This window comes from Streptomyces cyanogenus (assembly GCF_017526105.1).
Classification (GTDB): Bacteria; Actinomycetota; Actinomycetes; order Streptomycetales; family Streptomycetaceae; genus Streptomyces; species Streptomyces cyanogenus.
The window spans coordinates 2,792,131-2,807,067 of sequence record NZ_CP071839.1; the positions used below are offsets into that span (position 1 = coordinate 2,792,131).

14 protein-coding genes and 1 pseudogene are annotated in these 14,937 nt (G+C 72.9%); 6 read left to right on the forward strand and 9 right to left on the reverse strand.

Features of this window, described 5'->3' with window-relative positions; all coding sequences use genetic code 11:
• Positions 1 to 2: 2 nt before the first annotated feature.
• Together S1361_RS12480 and S1361_RS12485 are read right to left on the reverse strand one after the other, a co-directional pair.
• Complete coding sequence (locus S1361_RS12480; protein WP_208031927.1) at positions 3 to 686, reverse strand: PhzF family phenazine biosynthesis protein; 684 nt, start codon at positions 684 to 686, stop codon at positions 3 to 5.
• Positions 679 to 1,539: a hypothetical protein gene (locus S1361_RS12485; RefSeq protein ID WP_243769154.1), complete on the reverse strand. Its 861-nt coding sequence runs from the start codon at positions 1,537 to 1,539 to the stop codon at positions 679 to 681. Before S1361_RS12485 ends, S1361_RS12480 begins: the two co-directional genes overlap by 8 nt.
• A 186-nt stretch (positions 1,540 to 1,725) precedes the next feature.
• On the opposite strand from S1361_RS12485, the gene efeO reads away from it, so the two are divergent.
• The 4 genes from efeO to S1361_RS12505 are packed head-to-tail and all read left to right on the forward strand — an operon-like array spanning position 1,726 to position 5,964.
• Positions 1,726 to 2,862, forward strand: a complete 1,137-nt coding sequence (gene efeO / locus S1361_RS12490; protein ID WP_208031928.1) for an iron uptake system protein EfeO — start codon at positions 1,726 to 1,728, stop codon at positions 2,860 to 2,862.
• A gap of 17 nt (positions 2,863 to 2,879) precedes the next feature.
• Entirely contained in the window at positions 2,880 to 4,136 is a 1,257-nt protein-coding gene (gene efeB / locus S1361_RS12495) for an iron uptake transporter deferrochelatase/peroxidase subunit (RefSeq protein ID WP_208031929.1), read from the forward strand.
• 3 nt (positions 4,137 to 4,139) lie between these two features.
• Positions 4,140 to 5,012, forward strand: coding sequence for an iron uptake transporter permease EfeU (gene efeU / locus S1361_RS12500; RefSeq protein WP_208031930.1), 873 nt, complete (start codon positions 4,140 to 4,142; stop codon positions 5,010 to 5,012).
• Positions 4,972 to 5,964, forward strand: a complete 993-nt coding sequence (locus S1361_RS12505) for an SCO2278 family lipoprotein (RefSeq protein ID WP_208031931.1) — start codon at positions 4,972 to 4,974, stop codon at positions 5,962 to 5,964. The genes efeU and S1361_RS12505 overlap by 41 nt, the downstream gene beginning before the upstream one ends.
• Positions 5,965 to 5,980: 16 nt before the next feature.
• Here S1361_RS12505 and S1361_RS12510 read toward each other — a convergent pair whose 3' ends face one another.
• The 5 genes from S1361_RS12510 to S1361_RS12530 all read right to left on the reverse strand — a co-directional run bounded on the left by S1361_RS12510 (position 5,981) and on the right by S1361_RS12530 (position 11,077).
• A complete protein-coding gene (locus S1361_RS12510) occupies positions 5,981 to 6,718 on the reverse strand; it encodes a bifunctional DNA primase/polymerase (protein WP_208031932.1) in 738 nt (245 codons plus the stop codon).
• 98 nt (positions 6,719 to 6,816) lie between these two features.
• Entirely contained in the window at positions 6,817 to 7,431 is a 615-nt protein-coding gene (locus S1361_RS12515) for a TetR/AcrR family transcriptional regulator (protein WP_208031933.1), read from the reverse strand.
• Positions 7,432 to 7,461: 30 nt separating this feature from the next.
• Positions 7,462 to 8,439 carry a small ribosomal subunit Rsm22 family protein gene (locus tag S1361_RS12520; RefSeq protein WP_208031934.1) on the reverse strand — a complete coding sequence of 326 codons (978 nt, stop codon included), beginning with the start codon at positions 8,437 to 8,439 and terminating at the stop codon, positions 7,462 to 7,464.
• Positions 8,440 to 8,618: 179 nt separating this feature from the next.
• Positions 8,619 to 9,800 (reverse strand): serine hydrolase domain-containing protein, encoded by a 1,182-nt coding sequence (locus S1361_RS12525; protein ID WP_425086602.1) that lies wholly within the window; start codon positions 9,798 to 9,800, stop codon positions 8,619 to 8,621.
• Positions 9,740 to 11,077 (reverse strand): multidrug effflux MFS transporter, encoded by a 1,338-nt coding sequence (locus tag S1361_RS12530; RefSeq protein WP_208031935.1) that lies wholly within the window; start codon positions 11,075 to 11,077, stop codon positions 9,740 to 9,742. The genes S1361_RS12525 and S1361_RS12530 overlap by 61 nt, the downstream gene beginning before the upstream one ends.
• Before the next feature lie 117 nt (positions 11,078 to 11,194).
• Between S1361_RS12530 and S1361_RS12535 the strand changes: the two genes are divergently transcribed.
• Positions 11,195 to 12,208 carry a Gfo/Idh/MocA family protein gene (locus tag S1361_RS12535; protein ID WP_208031936.1) on the forward strand — a complete coding sequence of 338 codons (1,014 nt, stop codon included), beginning with the start codon at positions 11,195 to 11,197 and terminating at the stop codon, positions 12,206 to 12,208.
• Positions 12,209 to 12,212: 4 nt separating this feature from the next.
• Positions 12,213 to 12,749, forward strand: a pseudogene (locus tag S1361_RS12540) (SDR family oxidoreductase); the annotation flags it as partial.
• Positions 12,750 to 13,060: 311 nt separating this feature from the next.
• Here the strand turns inward: S1361_RS12540 and S1361_RS12545 are convergent.
• Together S1361_RS12545 and S1361_RS12550 are read right to left on the reverse strand one after the other, a co-directional pair.
• Positions 13,061 to 14,278 carry a D-alanyl-D-alanine carboxypeptidase family protein gene (locus tag S1361_RS12545; protein ID WP_243769155.1) on the reverse strand — a complete coding sequence of 406 codons (1,218 nt, stop codon included), beginning with the start codon at positions 14,276 to 14,278 and terminating at the stop codon, positions 13,061 to 13,063.
• A gap of 259 nt (positions 14,279 to 14,537) precedes the next feature.
• Complete coding sequence (locus tag S1361_RS12550; protein ID WP_208031938.1) at positions 14,538 to 14,864, reverse strand: nuclear transport factor 2-like protein; 327 nt, start codon at positions 14,862 to 14,864, stop codon at positions 14,538 to 14,540.
• Positions 14,865 to 14,937: the final 73 nt, after the last annotated feature.

Here is a 14,937-nt window from a genome sequence, read left to right on the forward strand (position 1 = left end):
CGTCAGCGCTCCAGGTGGACCCGGCCGCCGACCTCGACCCACCCGTGCGGCTGGGGAGCGGTGAGGATCTGCGAGCCCCGGCCCTGGGTGATGTTCAGGGCCCGGCCGAGCCGGTCGGTGAGGAGCAGGGCCGCCGTGCCGGTGGCCTCGTCCTCCTCGATGCCGGCGTCGGGGCCGGGGAAGGCGCGGGCCCGCACCCGCCCGGCGGCCTCGTCCTCCCAGGCCCAGGCGTAGATCCTCCCCCGGACCTCGTCCGAGGGGACCCCCACCTCGCCTCGCTCCCCGAGCGGCGGCGCCTCCAGCGCGTCCACCTCGGCGGCGCTGGGGTACTGGCGCAGGGTGTGCGCGGGCGCCCACTCGGCGCGGGCCTCGATCCAGCTGAACTCGCCGTCCAGCCGGGCCCCGACGGCCCCGGCGGGGGTGACCAGTTCGGGCACGTCGAGCAGCCAGGCCGTGCCCACGCAGGGGTGACCGGCGAAGGGCAGGCGCTGGGTGGGCGTGTAGATGTCGATCACCCCGCGCTCGGGGTCGTCCACGAACACGGTCTCGCCGAAGCCGAGTTTGGCCGCCAGCTCCTGCCGGTCGCCCGGCCCGGGCAGCACCGAACCGTCACGGACGACGCCCAGCTCCTTGCCGTAGCCGCCGTTCGGCCCGCAGAAGACGCGGAGTACGTCGTAGTCAGTCACCGGGGAATTGAAACATCGCGGCACCGGCGACCGCCTCCCAGGCGGGGACACCGCCGGGCAGGGGCCAGGACCGGGTGCGGGCCTCCGCGTACGGCAGCCCGGAGACGACCTCGGCGAGGGCCCGCGCCCACGTCTCGCGCCACCGTTCGGTGCCCGGAGCGGCCGACCGGATCCGATGGGCCTCGGTGGCCTCGCGGACCTCCCGCCGCCAGTCCTCCTCGTCCGGCACCCGGGCGAGCACCACGCACGGCGGGGACCGCCCCTCCGCGAGCGCCGCGACGGCCCGGTCGTGGCCGTCGAGCAGCAGCCAGCCGTCGAGGGCGGTGACCCACCAGAGCAGCACCGGCGCCAGGGTGCCGTCGCGGGCGTGTTTGCGGCAGGCCCGCACCCGGGGCGCGTCCTCGGGGGAGAGCGGACGCAGGGGAACGACTCCGTGCCAGCCGTACCCGGACCAGTCCAGGTGGCAGTGGGGCCACGTGCGGACGAAGTCGGCGGCGTGCCAGACGTACGGGGGGAACACCGTGCGCACCCTCAGGTGCCAACGGGAGTCGTGCAGGGGGCCGTGGCACGCCTCCTCCAGCCATCGGGCGTAGGCGTGCACCCAGTTGCCCGGATCTCGCATCAGCGCGGAGCGCATCGGCGGAAGGGGGGAGCGGTAGCCGGCGTACCGGCTGACGTGGACGCCCTGGTTCGCCCGTTCCACCCGGGCCAGGAGCAGTACCCGCTCGTCCTGCCGCAGCAGCATGCGACCACCGTCGGCCGTCTCGAAGCGCAACGGCGGCGGTCCGGGCCGGTCTCGTACGTCCAGCACCAGGCCGCCGGACCCCAGCAGTTCCCTGCACCCCCTCCCCATGGCCGCCAGCCTGCCACGGCTTGGTGACGCCTTTGCCGCTCGTTGCCATCTCTTTTGAGACATCGAGATCAAGCCGTGTCTGTGCTCTTCCTGTGAGAGCTGAATCACCACCCCGGCGGATATCGGTGAGGTTAGCCTCATGTAAGTTAGGGCAGCCTCACCAGACCAGATCCGCTTGGAGCCTGCATGCGCGCCGTCCGACTGACCGTCACCGCCGCCGCCACCGCGGCGGCTCTGACCGCCCTCTCGGCCTGCACCGCGAAAAGCGACGCCAAGGACGGCGACGCCATCCAGGTCACGGCCGCCGACTCCACGTGCAAGACCTCCAGCACGTCCGTGCCGGCCGGCCAGGTCACGCTGAAGATCGAGAACAAGGGCTCGAAGGCCACCGAGGTCGAGATCCTGTTCCCGGACGACCGGATCGTCTCCGAGAAGGAGAACATCGGCCCCGGCACCAGGTACACGCTCACCGCCGAGGTGAAGGCCGGCTCGTACGAGATCGCCTGCCGGCCCGGCATGAAGGGCCACGGCGTCCGGCAGAAGCTCACCGTGACCGGCGGCGGCAGCACCGCCAAGCGCGACCCGCAGCTGGACACGGCCGTCGCCCAGTACCGCACGTACGCCCAGGACCAGGCCGACGAGACGCTGCCGAAGGCCGAGGCCTTCGTGAAGGCGGTCAAGGACGGCGACCTGGACGCCGCGAAGAAGGCCTACGGCCTGTCCCGCCTCGGCTGGGAGCGCACCGAGCCGGTCGCCGAGTCCTTCGGTGACATCGACCCCAAGGTGGACGTGCGCGAGGACGGCCTGGACGCCGGCCAGAAGTGGACCGGCTGGCACCGGCTGGAGAAGGCGCTCTGGCACGACAAGAAGATCGGCGCCGAGGAGAAGGCCCTCGCCGACCAGCTGCTGAAGGACCTCAAGGACTGGCAGGGCCGGGTCGGCAAGGCCGAGATCACCCCGACCTCCATGGCCAACGGTGCCAAGGAGCTGCTGGACGAGGTCGCCACCGGCAAGGTCACCGGCGAGGAGGACCGCTACGCCCACACCGACCTGGTCGACTTCAAGGGCAACGTCGAGGGCGCCCAGAAGGCGTACGAGCTGCTGAGGCCGGTCGCCGCGAAGAACGACCCGGCGCTCACCAAGGAACTGGACAAGCAGTTCGCGGCGCTGGACACGCTGCTGGACAAGTACCGCTCGGACAAGGCCACGTACGACTTCGTCTCCTACGACAAGGTCACCGAGGACCAGCGCAAGGAGCTGTCGGACGCGGTGAACGCGCTCGCCGAGCCGCTGTCCAAGCTCGCCGCCGCGGTCGTGAAGTAAGCAGGGGGAACAGGGCGATGACCGAGACCCAGGGCACTCAGACCACTCCTTCGCGTCGTGCGCTGATCGGCTGGGGCGGTGCCGGGCTCGCGCTCGGGGCCGCCGCGGCCGGCGGGGCCGTGGCGATGGCCAGGGCGGGCAACGACATGGACCCGGCCGCCGCCGAGACCGGCGGTGCGGTGGAGTTCCACGGCGCCCACCAGGCCGGCATCGCCACCCCGGTGCAGGACCGGCTGCACTTCGCCGCGTTCGACGTGAAGACCGAGGACCGCGACGAGTTCGTCCAGATGCTCAAGGACTGGACCGAGGCGGCCCGCCGGATGACCGCGGGCAAGGCGGTCGGCGAGGGCGCCTACGGCGGACTCGCCGAGGCCCCGCCGGACGACACCGGCGAGGCGCTCGGGCTCAAGCCGTCCCGGCTGACCCTGACCATCGGGTTCGGTCCGTCGCTGTTCGACAAGTTCGGGCTCGCGGACCAGCGGCCCGAGGCCCTGGTCGACCTGCCCAAGTTCCCCGGCGACAACCTGGACCGGTTCCGCACCGGCGGCGACCTGTGCGTCCAGGCCTGCTCCGACGACCCGCAGGTCGCCGTGCACGCCATCCGCAACCTGGCCCGCATCGGCTTCGGCAAGGTCGCCATCCGCTGGTCCCAGCTCGGCTTCGGCAAGACCTCCTCCACCACCCCGGACGCGCAGACCCCGCGCAACCTGATGGGCTTCAAGGACGGCACCCGCAACATCGCGGGCACCGAGACCGACCGGCTGAAGAAGTTCGTGTGGGTCGGCGGCGAGGACGGGCCGGACTGGATGACCGGCGGGTCGTACCTGGTCGCCCGGCGCATCCGCATGCACATCGAGACCTGGGACCGGACCCCGCTGCAGGAGCAGGAGGACATCTTCGGCCGGGACAAGGGCGAGGGCGCGCCGGTCGGCAAGGCCAAGGAGCACGACGAGCCGTTCCTGAAGGCGATGAAGCCGGACGCACACGTACGCCTCGCGCACCCCGACTCCAACAACGGGATCACCATCCTGCGCCGCGGCTACTCCTTCACCGACGGCACCGACGGCATGGGCCGCCTGGACGCGGGCCTGTTCTTCCTCGCCTACCAGCGGGACGTGCGCAAGGGGTTCATCCCGCTCCAGCGCAACCTCGCCGCCCACGACGCGCTCAACGAGTACATCCAGCACGTGGGTTCGGCGGTCTTCGCGATCCCGCCCGGCGTCCGGGACTCCGATGACTGGTGGGGCCGCACGCTGTTCTCGAAGGAGGCGTAGCCCGTGTTCTCCAACTACCTGATCGGTCTGCGCGAGGGCCTGGAGGCGTCGCTCGTCGTCTGCATCCTGATCGCCTACCTGGTCAAGACGGGCCGCAAGGACGCACTGCGGCCGATCTGGATCGGCATCGGCATCGCGATCGCCATCGCCATGGGCTTCGGCTGCGCCCTGGAGTTCGGCTCGCAGGAGCTGACCTTCCAGGCGCAGGAGGCCCTCGGCGGCTCCCTGTCGATCGTCGCCGTGGGCCTGGTGACCTGGATGGTGTTCTGGATGCGGCGCACCGCCCGGCACCTGAAGTCGGAGCTGCACGGCAAGCTGGACGCGGCCCTCGCGCTCGGCACGGGCGCGCTGGTCGCCACCGCGTTCCTCGCGGTCGGCCGGGAGGGCCTGGAGACCGCGCTGTTCGTGTGGGCGTCGGTGCACGCGGCCTCCGACGGCACCCCGCGCCCGCTGGTCGGGGTCGCCCTCGGCCTCGCCACCGCGGTGTTCCTGGGCTGGCTGTTCTACCGCGGCGCCCTGCGGATCAACCTGGCCAAGTTCTTCACCTGGACCGGCGGCATGCTGGTCGTGGTCGCGGCGGGCGTGCTCGCGTACGGCTTCCACGACCTGCAGGAGGCCGACTGGATCCCGGGCATCAACCACCTGGCCTTCGACATCAGCGCCGCCATCCCGCCGGACAGCTGGTACGGCACCCTGCTCAAGGGCGTCTTCAACTTCCAGCCGGACCCGACGGTCGTTCAGATCTCGGTGTGGGCGCTGTACCTGGTCCCGGTGCTCGCGCTGTTCCTCTCCCCGGTAGGGTTCGCCTCCGGGAAGGGGAAGGTGAAGGAGCCCGATGACCAGGGAACGCAGCCGTCAGCGGCTTCGCAGGCGTGACCGGAACGCACTCATAGCGGCCTCGCTGACCGCTTTGTCGCTGACCGCGAGCGGATGCGTGGTGGTGCACGGGGAGCGTGTCGTGCTGCCCGCGACCACACGCGCGGAGGCCGCCAAGGCGCTCACCGCGTTCACGACGGCGTACAACAAGGCCGACAAGGCCTACGACAGTTCCCTGGACGCTCCCCATGTCACCGGGGCCGTCGCCGACATCGACTCCGCCCGGCTGCAGGCCGGGCACGTCAACAGCCCGTCCGGGAACCGGGACCACACCCCGCTGACCCTGACGGACGTGAAGTACACGATCCCGAAGAAGGCCGGCTGGCCGCGCTGGTTCGTCGCCGACGGCCGGGGCAACAAGGGCGGGAACTTCCGCTGGGTGCTGGTGTTCACCCGCAACGGCCTCGGCGAGCGGTGGCAGGTGAGCTATCTGACGCTGATGGCGCCCGGCACCGTACCGGAGTTCAAGAAGGACGCCGACGGCTGGGCCGAGGCCGTGCCGGCCGGCAGCCCGGGGCTGGCCGTCCGGCCCGACGAGCTGAGCAAGGCGTACGCCGCCTATCTGAAGAGCGGCGGGCAGACCTTCGCCGACGGCCGCGACACCAGCGGGCTGCGCGCGGACCGCGAGAAGGCGGCCAAGAAGCCGGGCCTGGTCCGGCAGTTCATCGACGAACCCCTCACCCACGGCGACTACGCGCCGCTCGCGCTGCGCACGGCGGACGGCGGGGCGCTGGTGTTCTTCACCACACACCACTACGAGAAGCAGACCGCCTACACCGGCGGCACCGTGTCGGTCCCGAACAAGGACGTGCAGGCCCTGGTCAAGGGCGAGGTGAAGCAGTCCCTCACGCTGGAGTCGATCGCCAACGAGGCCGTGCTCGACCCGGCCGGCAGCGGCCCGGTGCGGATGCTGGGGCGCGTGCAGGGCCTGACGGCCGCGCAGGGCGAGTAGGCCGCCGGGCGGTGCGTCAGTGGTGCAGGGGCCAGGCCGCGCCCGCGTGGCCGGCCTCGGTGCCCACGTGCCGGGCGCAGGCGTCGGTGAGCGCCTCCAGCAGGCTGAGCGGGTCGGGCAGCGGATGCTCCGTGCCGCGCAGCCAGCGCACCTGCTGGCCCTCGTCGCCGGGCAGCCGGGCGGGCGGTACGAGGACGTAGGAGCCCCGGCAGTGCCAGCGCAGGCCGGGATGCTCGTCCATCGTCTCCGGGTGGCAGTCCAGCTCGCACGGCCACCACTCGTCCTCGTCCTCGGGGGTGCCCCGGGTGAGGGTGAAGAACAGCATGCGGCCGTCGTCGCTCTCGGCGACCGGTCCGACCTCGACACCGGATCCGAGCAGCCGCTCCATGGCCTCCCGGCCGGCCTCCAGGGGCACGTCCAGCACGTCGTGGACCATGCCGGTGGCGGTGATGAAGTTCGCCTGCGGCTGGTGCCGGGCCCAACGCTCGATCTGGGCGCGGTCGGTGGTGGACTGCGTCTGCCAGGCGAACGACACCGGGTGCCGGGCCGGGGTGGGACAGCCCACGCGGTCGCAGGAACAGCGGTAGCCGTCGGCGGGGTGCGCGGCGGGGGCGAGGGGCAGTCCCGCCGCGGCGGCGGCGAGCAGCAGGGCCTCACGGCCGCCTTCGTCGGCGGCCTCCTTCGGGCGGCGTCCGAGCAGCCACTGGGAGAGTTTGCCCTGCCGGCCGGTCCGGCCGCCGAACGTCGCGCTCATCTATCCCCTCGCCTCGCTGTTGTGCGGACAGCATGCCCTATCGTCCCATCTTCGCGTACTTCGGGGGTCTGAAAGCCGACGAGACGGGCGGCCCGCGGTCAGCGGGGGGCGATCCCGTGCAGGGCGTAGTCGACGAGGGTGTCGGTGTAGGCGTACGTGATCGGCCCGGTCCGTTGCAGCCAGCGTTGCGCGAGCGGGGAGACGAACAGCTCCAGGGCGATCCGCGGATCGACGTCGTGCCGTACGTGCCCGGCGTCCTGCGCCGAGCGCAGGCGGGCCACGTACAACTGGAGCTGGGGTTCGAGGAGTGTGGTCACGAACTCGCGGCCGAGCTGCTCGTTGACGAGGCCTTCCGCGGCCAGCGCCCGGGAGGGCACCTCGAAGCGCGGGTCGAGCAACTGGTCCACCGTGATCCGCAGCACGGTCCTGAGGTCGGCGGCGAGGTCCCCGGTGTCCGGGACGGCGTACGGCTCCTGTCCCGCTTCCCGGGCCGCCTGCCGGGACAGGTCGAGGAACGCCTCCAGCAGGACGTCCGCCTTGGAGGACCACCAGCGGTAGATCGTCTGCTTGCCGACGCCGGCGCGGGCGGCGATCCCCTCGACGGTGGTCTTGGGATAGCCGACCTCGCCGACCAGGGCGAGGGCGGCGGCGTAGATCGCTCTGCGGGACTTCTCGCTGCGGCGGGTGGCGTCGGGGGCGGGCTTGTCGACCATGGGGTGAAAGTAACAAGCCACGGCCGCGGGCTACGACGCGGAGCCGTACGGGGGCCAGGCGTCACCCCAGTCGGCGTCCCGGGCCGCCTTGTACAGGTCGCCGTGGCGCTTGGTGACCGTCGTACGGCGCAGCCGCTCCTCGGTCTCGCACAGGTCGAGCAGCACCTGGCCCTTGCGGATCTGCGGGCGCCGGACCACCCGGGCGGGGGCGGGCTCGGCGGGCAGCCGGGTCGCGGCGACGTACGAGAACTTCTCGTCCTCGTAGGCCAGCGAGCCGCCCTTGACCTGGCGGTGCAGGGAGGAACGGCCGACCCGGGCGGAGAAGTGGCACCAGTCCGTGCCGGGCGCGATGGGGCAGGCGGCGCTGTGCGGGCAGGGGGCGGCGACGCGGAAGCCGGCCCGGATCAGCCGGTCGCGTGCCTCGATGATCCGCTGGTAGCCGGCCGGGGTGCCGGCCTCGACGATCACGACGGTCCGCGCGGCGCCGGCGGCGGCGTCGACGAGGGCGGCGCGGTCGGGTGCGGCGAGTTCGTTGAGGACGTACGACACCGTGACCAGGTCGGTGTCGTCCAGGGTGAGGTCCGCGCCGATCCGGGCGCGCCGCCAGTCGGCGTCCTTCAGGTCCGGGTGGGCGGCGGCGAGTTGCCGGCCGAGGGCGAGGGCGGGTTCCGCCCAGTCCAGCACGGTGACGCTGCGCTCGCCGGGCCAGGTCTCCGCCACGGCCCAGGTGGCCGCGCCGGTGCCGCCGCCGATGTCGACGTGGCTGCCGGGGGTCCAGTCGGGGGCGGTCGCCGCGAACGCCTCCAGCGCGGAACGGACGGCTTCGAAGGTGGCCGGCATGCGGTAGGCGGCGTACGCGGCGACGTCGGCGCGGTCGCGGAGGATCGGTGCGTGGGTGGGGGTGTCGCCGCGGTAGTGGGTGATCAGGCGGTCCACGGCGGCGGTCACCTCCGTGGGGGGCAGACCGTCCAGCAGCTCGGCCAGCGCGGTGCGGAGGGGGTCGTTCACCCGCTGATTCTACGGCGCCGGGCGGCGCCGCCGGCCCTCCCGGGGATCCGCCCCCGGACCCCCGGCCCCGTGCCCGCCCGCCTCCCGGCGCGGTCGGCCGGGAGGACCGCCACGGGACCGCACGCGGGCGGCCGAGAAGGCACCGGCAGGGAGTGGTCGGTCCGGTGCGGGCAGTCGGGTCAGATGACTGCCTTGGCCAGGTGGGTTGCCAGGGTTGCCCGGGGGACGTTGTCCGGGTGGCGGCGTCTGGGGTGGACCGTGTTGGCCAGCAGGACCAGGAAGGTGTCCGTGTCCGGGTCGAGGACCAGGGACGTGCCGGTGAAGCCGGTGTGGCCCGCCGCGCCCCGGCCCGCCAGCTCGCCCATGAACCACGGCTGGTCCAGGGCGAAGCCCAGCCCGGGCGGGGTGAACAGCAGCTCCACGAAGTCGGGGCCGAGGATGCGCGCGGGGCCGTAGGAGCCGCCGGCGAGCAGGGTGCGGCAGAAGACGGCCAGGTCGGGCGCGGTGGAGAACAGGCCGGCGTGGCCGGCGACCCCGCCGAGCGCCCAGGCGTTCTCGTCGTGGACCACGCCCCGCAGCATCCCCCGGTCGGCCTTGGCCCACGGCCGCCGCTGGTCCTCGGTGGCCGCGGCACCCGGGCAGGGCCCGAAGGCGGTGGCGGTCATGCCGAGCGGCCGGGTGATGCCGTCCCGGACGAGGACGTCGAGGGTGCGGCCGGTGATCCGCTCCAGGACGAACTGGAGCAGGAGCATGTTGAGGTCCGAGTAGAGATAGCGGCCCGGGCCGGCGGACGGGGCCTCGGCGCGCAGCAGGTCCAGGCGGGTGGCGTCGTCGGGGCAGTCGTACAGGGGGAGTTCGGGGCGCAGCCCGGAGGTGTGGGTGAGCAGCTGCCGTACCGTGACGCCGTGCGCGGCGGCGGCGTGGAAGTCGGGCAGGTAGTCGCCGACCCGGGCGTCCATGCCGAGCGTGCCGCGCTCGATCTGCTGCACGGCGGCGACGGACGTGAACAGCTTGGTGAGGGAGGCCAGGTCGAAGGGGGTGTCGAGGGTGGCCGGGACCCGGGCGGCGGGCGGCAGCTCGACGCCGGTGCCGGTCTCGGGGTCGTAGGCGGCGTAGCGCACCGCCCAGCCCGCGGCCTCGGCGACGGCGATCACGGGCCCGCGGCCGGCCAGCACGACGGCTCCGGCCGCCCAGGGGCGTTCGCCGACGGTGAGGGCGTGCACCTCTTCGACCAGATGCCCGAGTACGACGGGGTCGAACCCGGCTCGTTCCGGTGTGCCGGTGCGCAGTCTCGGTGCGCTCAGCTCTCGTCTCCCTCCGACCCGGCACGGGGGGTCTCCCGTGCCGCCCAGGGACGGCACAGTCCCACGAAGCAGGCCGTCGCTACCAGTGCGCCCGCCAACTGGACGACGGCCATGGGGACGGCGGTGCGCTCCCCGGCGACGCCGACGAGCGGGGACGCGATCGCGCCGACGAGGAACGAGGAGGAGCCGAGCAGCGCGGAGGCGGAGCCGGCGGCGTGCCGGGTGCGCAGCAGGGCGAGGGACTGGGCGTTGGGCAGCGTGACGCCCATGGCGGACATCAGGACGAACAGGGCGGCGGCGACGGGCACCAGCCCGGTGTCGCCGAGCGCGCCCGTGGCCATCAGCAGCAGGGCGGTCGCGGCGAGCACGATCACGGTCAGCCCGGCGGCGAGCACCTTGTCCAGGCTGACCCGGCCGACCAGCACCTTGCCGTTGATCTGTCCGGCGGCCACCAGGCCGACGGAGTTGAGGCCGAACAGCAGGCTGAAGGTCTGCGGGGAGGCGCCGTAGATCTCCTGGATCACGAACGGGGAGGCGCTGACGTAGGCGAACAGCGCGGCGAACGCGAAGCCGCCGGCGAGCATGTAGCCGGTGAAGGGCCGGTCGGCGAGGAGGCCGCGCATCGCGCGCAGGGCCTCGCCCACTCCGCCGCGGTGCCTGCCCCGCTCCCGGCCCGGCTGGGGCGGGGGGACGCGCTGGGCGGGCGGCAGGGTCTCGGGCAGCCGGACCCAGACCAGGGCGGTGAGCAGCGCGCCGACCGCCGTGAGGGCGACGAAGACGCCCCGCCAGTCCGTCACCCGGAGGATCTGCCCGCCGACGAGCGGCGCCACGATGGGCGCGGCGCCGGAGATCAGCATCAGGGTGGAGAAGAAGCGGGCCATGGCGACCCCGTCGTACAGGTCGCGGACCACGGCCCGGGCGATGACCACCCCGGCCGCGCCGGCGAGGCCCTGCACCAGCCGGAAGGCGATCAGTGTCTCGACGGTGGGCGCGAGGGCGCACAGGGCGGTGGCGGCGAGGTAGACGGCGAGTCCGGTGAGCAGCGGGCGGCGCCGGCCCCAGCGGTCGCTCATGGGGCCCACGACCAGCTGGCCGAGCGCGAGTCCGGCCATGCAGGCGGTGAGGGTGAGCTGGACGGTGACGGCGGGGGCGTGCAGGGAGCGGGTGACCTGCGGCAGGGACGGGAGGTACATGTCCATGGCCAGCGGGGTGGTCGCGGTGAGGCCGCCCAGCAGGAAGGTGACGAGGGGGCCGGTGCGGCGCGGGACGCGGGCCGGTGCGGAGGGGGACTGGTGGTCCCGTTCCGGTGTCGGTGCCGCGGCGTGCTCCGGCATGTGCCCCTCCCTGCTGCTCCGTGCTGCTTGTGACATCGGTGTCGCTGACACGACCGGCACCTATGCTCTCAGCTCGTACACACTGCCGAGGCACACATGAGCGAGGGCGGGTCTGCGATGGCGGAGCGGAACGTGCGGTGGGGGATCCTGGCGACCGGCGGGATCGCGGCGGCGTTCGCGGCGGATCTGGTCGATCTGCGGGACGCGGAGATCACGGCGGTGGCGTCGCGCCGGCGGGACTCGGCGGAGGCGTTCGCGGAGCGGTTCGGGGTGGAGCGGGCGTACGGCGACTGGGAGTCGCTGGCCGCGGACCCGGACATCGATGTCGTGTACGTCGCCACCCCGCACTCGGCGCACCGGGCGGCGGCCGGGCTGTGCCTGGAGGCGGGCCGCAACGTGCTCTGCGAGAAGCCGTTCACGCTGAACGTGCGCGAGGCGGAGGAACTCGTGGCGCTGGCACGGGAGCACGACCGCTTCCTGATGGAGGCGATGTGGATGCACTGCAATCCGCTGGTGCGGCGGCTGAAGGCACTGGTGGACGACGGGGCGATCGGTGAAGTGCGCACCGTGCAGGCGGACTTCGGGCTGGCTGGTCCGTTCCCGCCGGCGCACCGGCTGCGGGACCGGACGCTGGGCGGCGGGGCCCTGCTCGACCTCGGGGTGTACCCGGTGTCGTTCGCGCAGCTGCTGCTGGGCGAACCGGACGGGATCGCCGCACGCGCGGTGCTGTCGGAGGAGGGCGTGGACCTGCAGACGGGCGCGCTGCTGTCCTGGGACGGCGGGGCGCTGGCCTCGGTGCACTGCTCGATCGTCGGCGGTACGGGGGTCACCGCGTCGGTGACCGGCACGCGCGGCCGGATCGACGTCCCGTCCGGGTTCTTCCATCCCGACCGCTTCGTGCTGCACCGCGACGGCCGTGACCCCGAGGAGTTCGCCGCCGACCCCGCCGACGGGCCGCGCACCAGCCTGCGGCACGAGGCGGAGGAGGTCATGCGGGCGCTGCGGGCGGGTGAGAAGGAGTCGCCGCTGGTGCCGTTGGAGGGGACGCTCGCGGTGATGCGCACGCTGGACGCGGTGCGGGAGCGGATCGGGGTGCGGTACCCCGGGGAAGCGGTCACGACGGCCGCTTGACCGTATGGCGGACACCAACTCGAAGATCGCGGTGGTGACCGGCGCCGGTCCCGGCATCGGGCGGGCCGTCGCCGTGGAGCTGCTGCGCGCCGGCTGGTCCGTGGCACTGGCCGGCCGGCGGACGTGGACGCGCTGTTCACGGCGACCGTGGAGCGGTTCGGGCGGGTGGACCTGCTGTTCAACAACGCGGGGATCAACGGGCCGCGCGAGGTCCCCGTCGAGGAGCTGCCGTACGAGGACTGGCGAAACGTGGTGGACGTCGACCTCGGCGGGGCGTTCCTGTGCGCGCAGGCGGCCTACCGGCGGATGAAGGAGCAGGACCCTCTCCCACGGCGGCCGGATCATCGACAACGGTTCCGTCTCGGCGCACACGCCCCGCCCGCACTCGGTCGCCTGCACAGCGACCAAGTACGCGCTGACCGGCCTGACCAAGTCGCTGTCCCCGGACGGGCGGCCGTACCGGATCGCGGTCGGGCAGGTGGACATCGGCAACGCGGCCACCGGCATGACGGCCCGGATGCGGGCGGGCGCGCCCCAGGCGACGCCGTACATCGGGCGAGGCTGAGCCGCACTCCCCCGCCCGCACAAGTGGAATTTGAACATCCGCGCTATTGCGGCCGGTCATGGACGTGTGCTCAACTTTTCTCCACGAGAGCTTCACAGTTGGCGCACGAAAGCTTCGCAGCCACTGAGAGGGGGGAGGCGGCGGACGTTCCACCGGACCGGAGTTGGGGGTGGACCTCGCGGCGGACCGCGGGTACACGCCGGCCGGTGGAACGCCCGCCGCACGACGTCTCAGGTCGTACGACAGCTCAGGCCGTACGACAGCTCAGGAGCGGCGGCACGGCCGCATCAAGATCGGCGCCTGCCCCTGGTGCCGCCCTCACGCCGGGCGCCGCGAGTCCCCGCTTCGTCCTCCTCCAGGGCCGTCGCCGGCCGGGTCCGGCGCCTCCGCACGATCCAGGCGCCCAGGCCCAGCAGCGCGAGCGCCCCGGCGGCGCCCTCCGTGACCTGCCACGCGGAGGCGCTCCCGGAGGCCGCGCCGGGCGCGCCGGCCGCCGCCTGCACGGTCTTGCGCGAAGGTGCCGGGCTCGCGCTCGCCCCGCCCTCGCTGAGCGGTTCGACCAGCATGCCGACGGGCTGCGCCGAACGCCCGTGGGTGAAGCCCCAGTCGAGCAGCGCGGCGGTGTGCTCGTAGACGGCGTTGCCGCCGGAGTCGGGGTGCATCACGGTGACCAGCAGGGTGCGCCCGCCCCGGGTGGCCGCGCCGGTGAAGGTGTTGCCGGCGTGGCTGGTGTAGCCGTTCTTGACACCGATCAGGCCGTCGTATGTCTTCAGCCCCCATGCCCCGGTCAGCAGGCGGTCCGTGTTCTGGATCTGGAAGGTCTTCTTGCCGCCCGCCGGGAAGTCGGCGGTCCGCGTGCCGCAGTAGCCGCGGAAGTCGGCGTCCTTCAGGCCGTGGCGGGCGAAGAGCGTGAGGTCGTACGCCGAGGAGAGCTGCCCCTTGTGGTCGAAGCCGTCCGGGCTGACCACACGGGTGTCCAGGGCCTGCAGGTCCTGGGCCTTGGCCTGCATCTCGGCGACGGTCTTCGCGATGCCGCCGTTCATGTGGGACAACACGTGCACGGCGTCGTTGCCGGAACGCAGGAACACGCCCTGCCACAACTGCTCGACGGTGTAGGTGATGCCGGGCTTGATGCCGACGAGGCTGGAGCCGGCCGGGACGTCGGCGAGGTCGGCCTCGGTGACCTCGTACCGCTGGGCGCGGTCGAACTTCTTCAGGACGGTGTCCGCGAACAGCATCTTCAGCGTGGACGCGGGCGCGAGCCGCAGGTGTGCGCCGAACGAGGCGAGCACCTCCCCGCTCGTGCAGTCGGCGACCAGCCAGGAGCGGGCGGTGAGCTTCTTCGGCAGTCCGGTCGCGCCGCGCACCTGGACGCCGGTGCGGGCCAGCCGTTCGCCGCCGATGACAGGGGTCGCGGCGGTGGCCTCGGCGGCCGTGGACAGGGGAAGGGCGGCGGCCGTCAGCCCAAGGACGGCACGCCGGCTGAACCGGGAACAATCGCGCACCCGGGGACCGTACACCGCTTCGAGCAGGGGATTCGCGAGCGGAGGCCGATACGGCGCGAAATTTGCCGCGTTATGAAAATCCGATGGACTACCCCGCATTCTCGGGGCTTACACATCCTTTACCCGGGGCCGGGTCACGCCCAGGTCGAGCCCGGCCGAGCGCGCTCACCTCGATGCCGCTGCGTCCCGACGTCCATGTCGTCATGGCCCGGGCGCCAGGGGTTGAAGTGCACGCGAACACAAGCCCTTGCCGGGCCCGTTACGCCTGCCCGGTCTCGAACCGTGAGATCCGCCCGTCGTCGTCGACGGTGAAGCGCCACTTGGTGCGCATCTCGCCCCAGGCGTCGTTGCTGTAGCGGGCCAGCAGGACCCGGCCGCCACCGGACTCGTTGTCGACCTCCATGTGGCCGTGGGAGGAGAAGATCTCCCGGTCGATCCACTCGGCGAGGTCCTGGTCGGAGCCGTCGTCGGCCATCGTCGCGCCGGGCGCGAGCAGGGCCATGAATCCCTCGCGGTCGTGCGAGTTGACGGCGTGCACGAACGCCCGGACGGCCGGGTCGCTGAGCTTGGCTGGCTGAATCGTCATGGCGTCAGGCTCACACCGCTCCCCCGGGCCCGCCACCCGAACGCCGCCCCTCGGGCCCGCCACCCGAACGGCA

What these genes read in the sequence shown, in the direction of transcription:
- S1361_RS12515 (WP_208031933.1), bottom strand. Translation starts at nt 7,431, where the DNA reads ATGGTCGACAAGCCCGCCCCCGACGCCACCCGCCGCAGCGAGAAGTCC.
- S1361_RS12550 (WP_208031938.1), bottom strand. Translation starts at nt 14,864, where the DNA reads ATGACGATTCAGCCAGCCAAGCTCAGCGACCCGGCCGTCCGGGCGTTC.
- S1361_RS12485 (WP_243769154.1), bottom strand. Translation starts at nt 1,539, where the DNA reads ATGGGGAGGGGGTGCAGGGAACTGCTGGGGTCCGGCGGCCTGGTGCTG.
- S1361_RS12535 (WP_208031936.1), top strand. Translation starts at nt 11,195, where the DNA reads ATGGCGGAGCGGAACGTGCGGTGGGGGATCCTGGCGACCGGCGGGATC.
- efeO (WP_208031928.1), top strand. Translation starts at nt 1,726, where the DNA reads ATGCGCGCCGTCCGACTGACCGTCACCGCCGCCGCCACCGCGGCGGCT.
- S1361_RS12530 (WP_208031935.1), bottom strand. Translation starts at nt 11,077, where the DNA reads ATGCCGGAGCACGCCGCGGCACCGACACCGGAACGGGACCACCAGTCC.
- efeB (WP_208031929.1), top strand. Translation starts at nt 2,880, where the DNA reads ATGACCGAGACCCAGGGCACTCAGACCACTCCTTCGCGTCGTGCGCTG.
- S1361_RS12510 (WP_208031932.1), bottom strand. Translation starts at nt 6,718, where the DNA reads ATGAGCGCGACGTTCGGCGGCCGGACCGGCCGGCAGGGCAAACTCTCC.
- S1361_RS12505 (WP_208031931.1), top strand. Translation starts at nt 4,972, where the DNA reads ATGACCAGGGAACGCAGCCGTCAGCGGCTTCGCAGGCGTGACCGGAAC.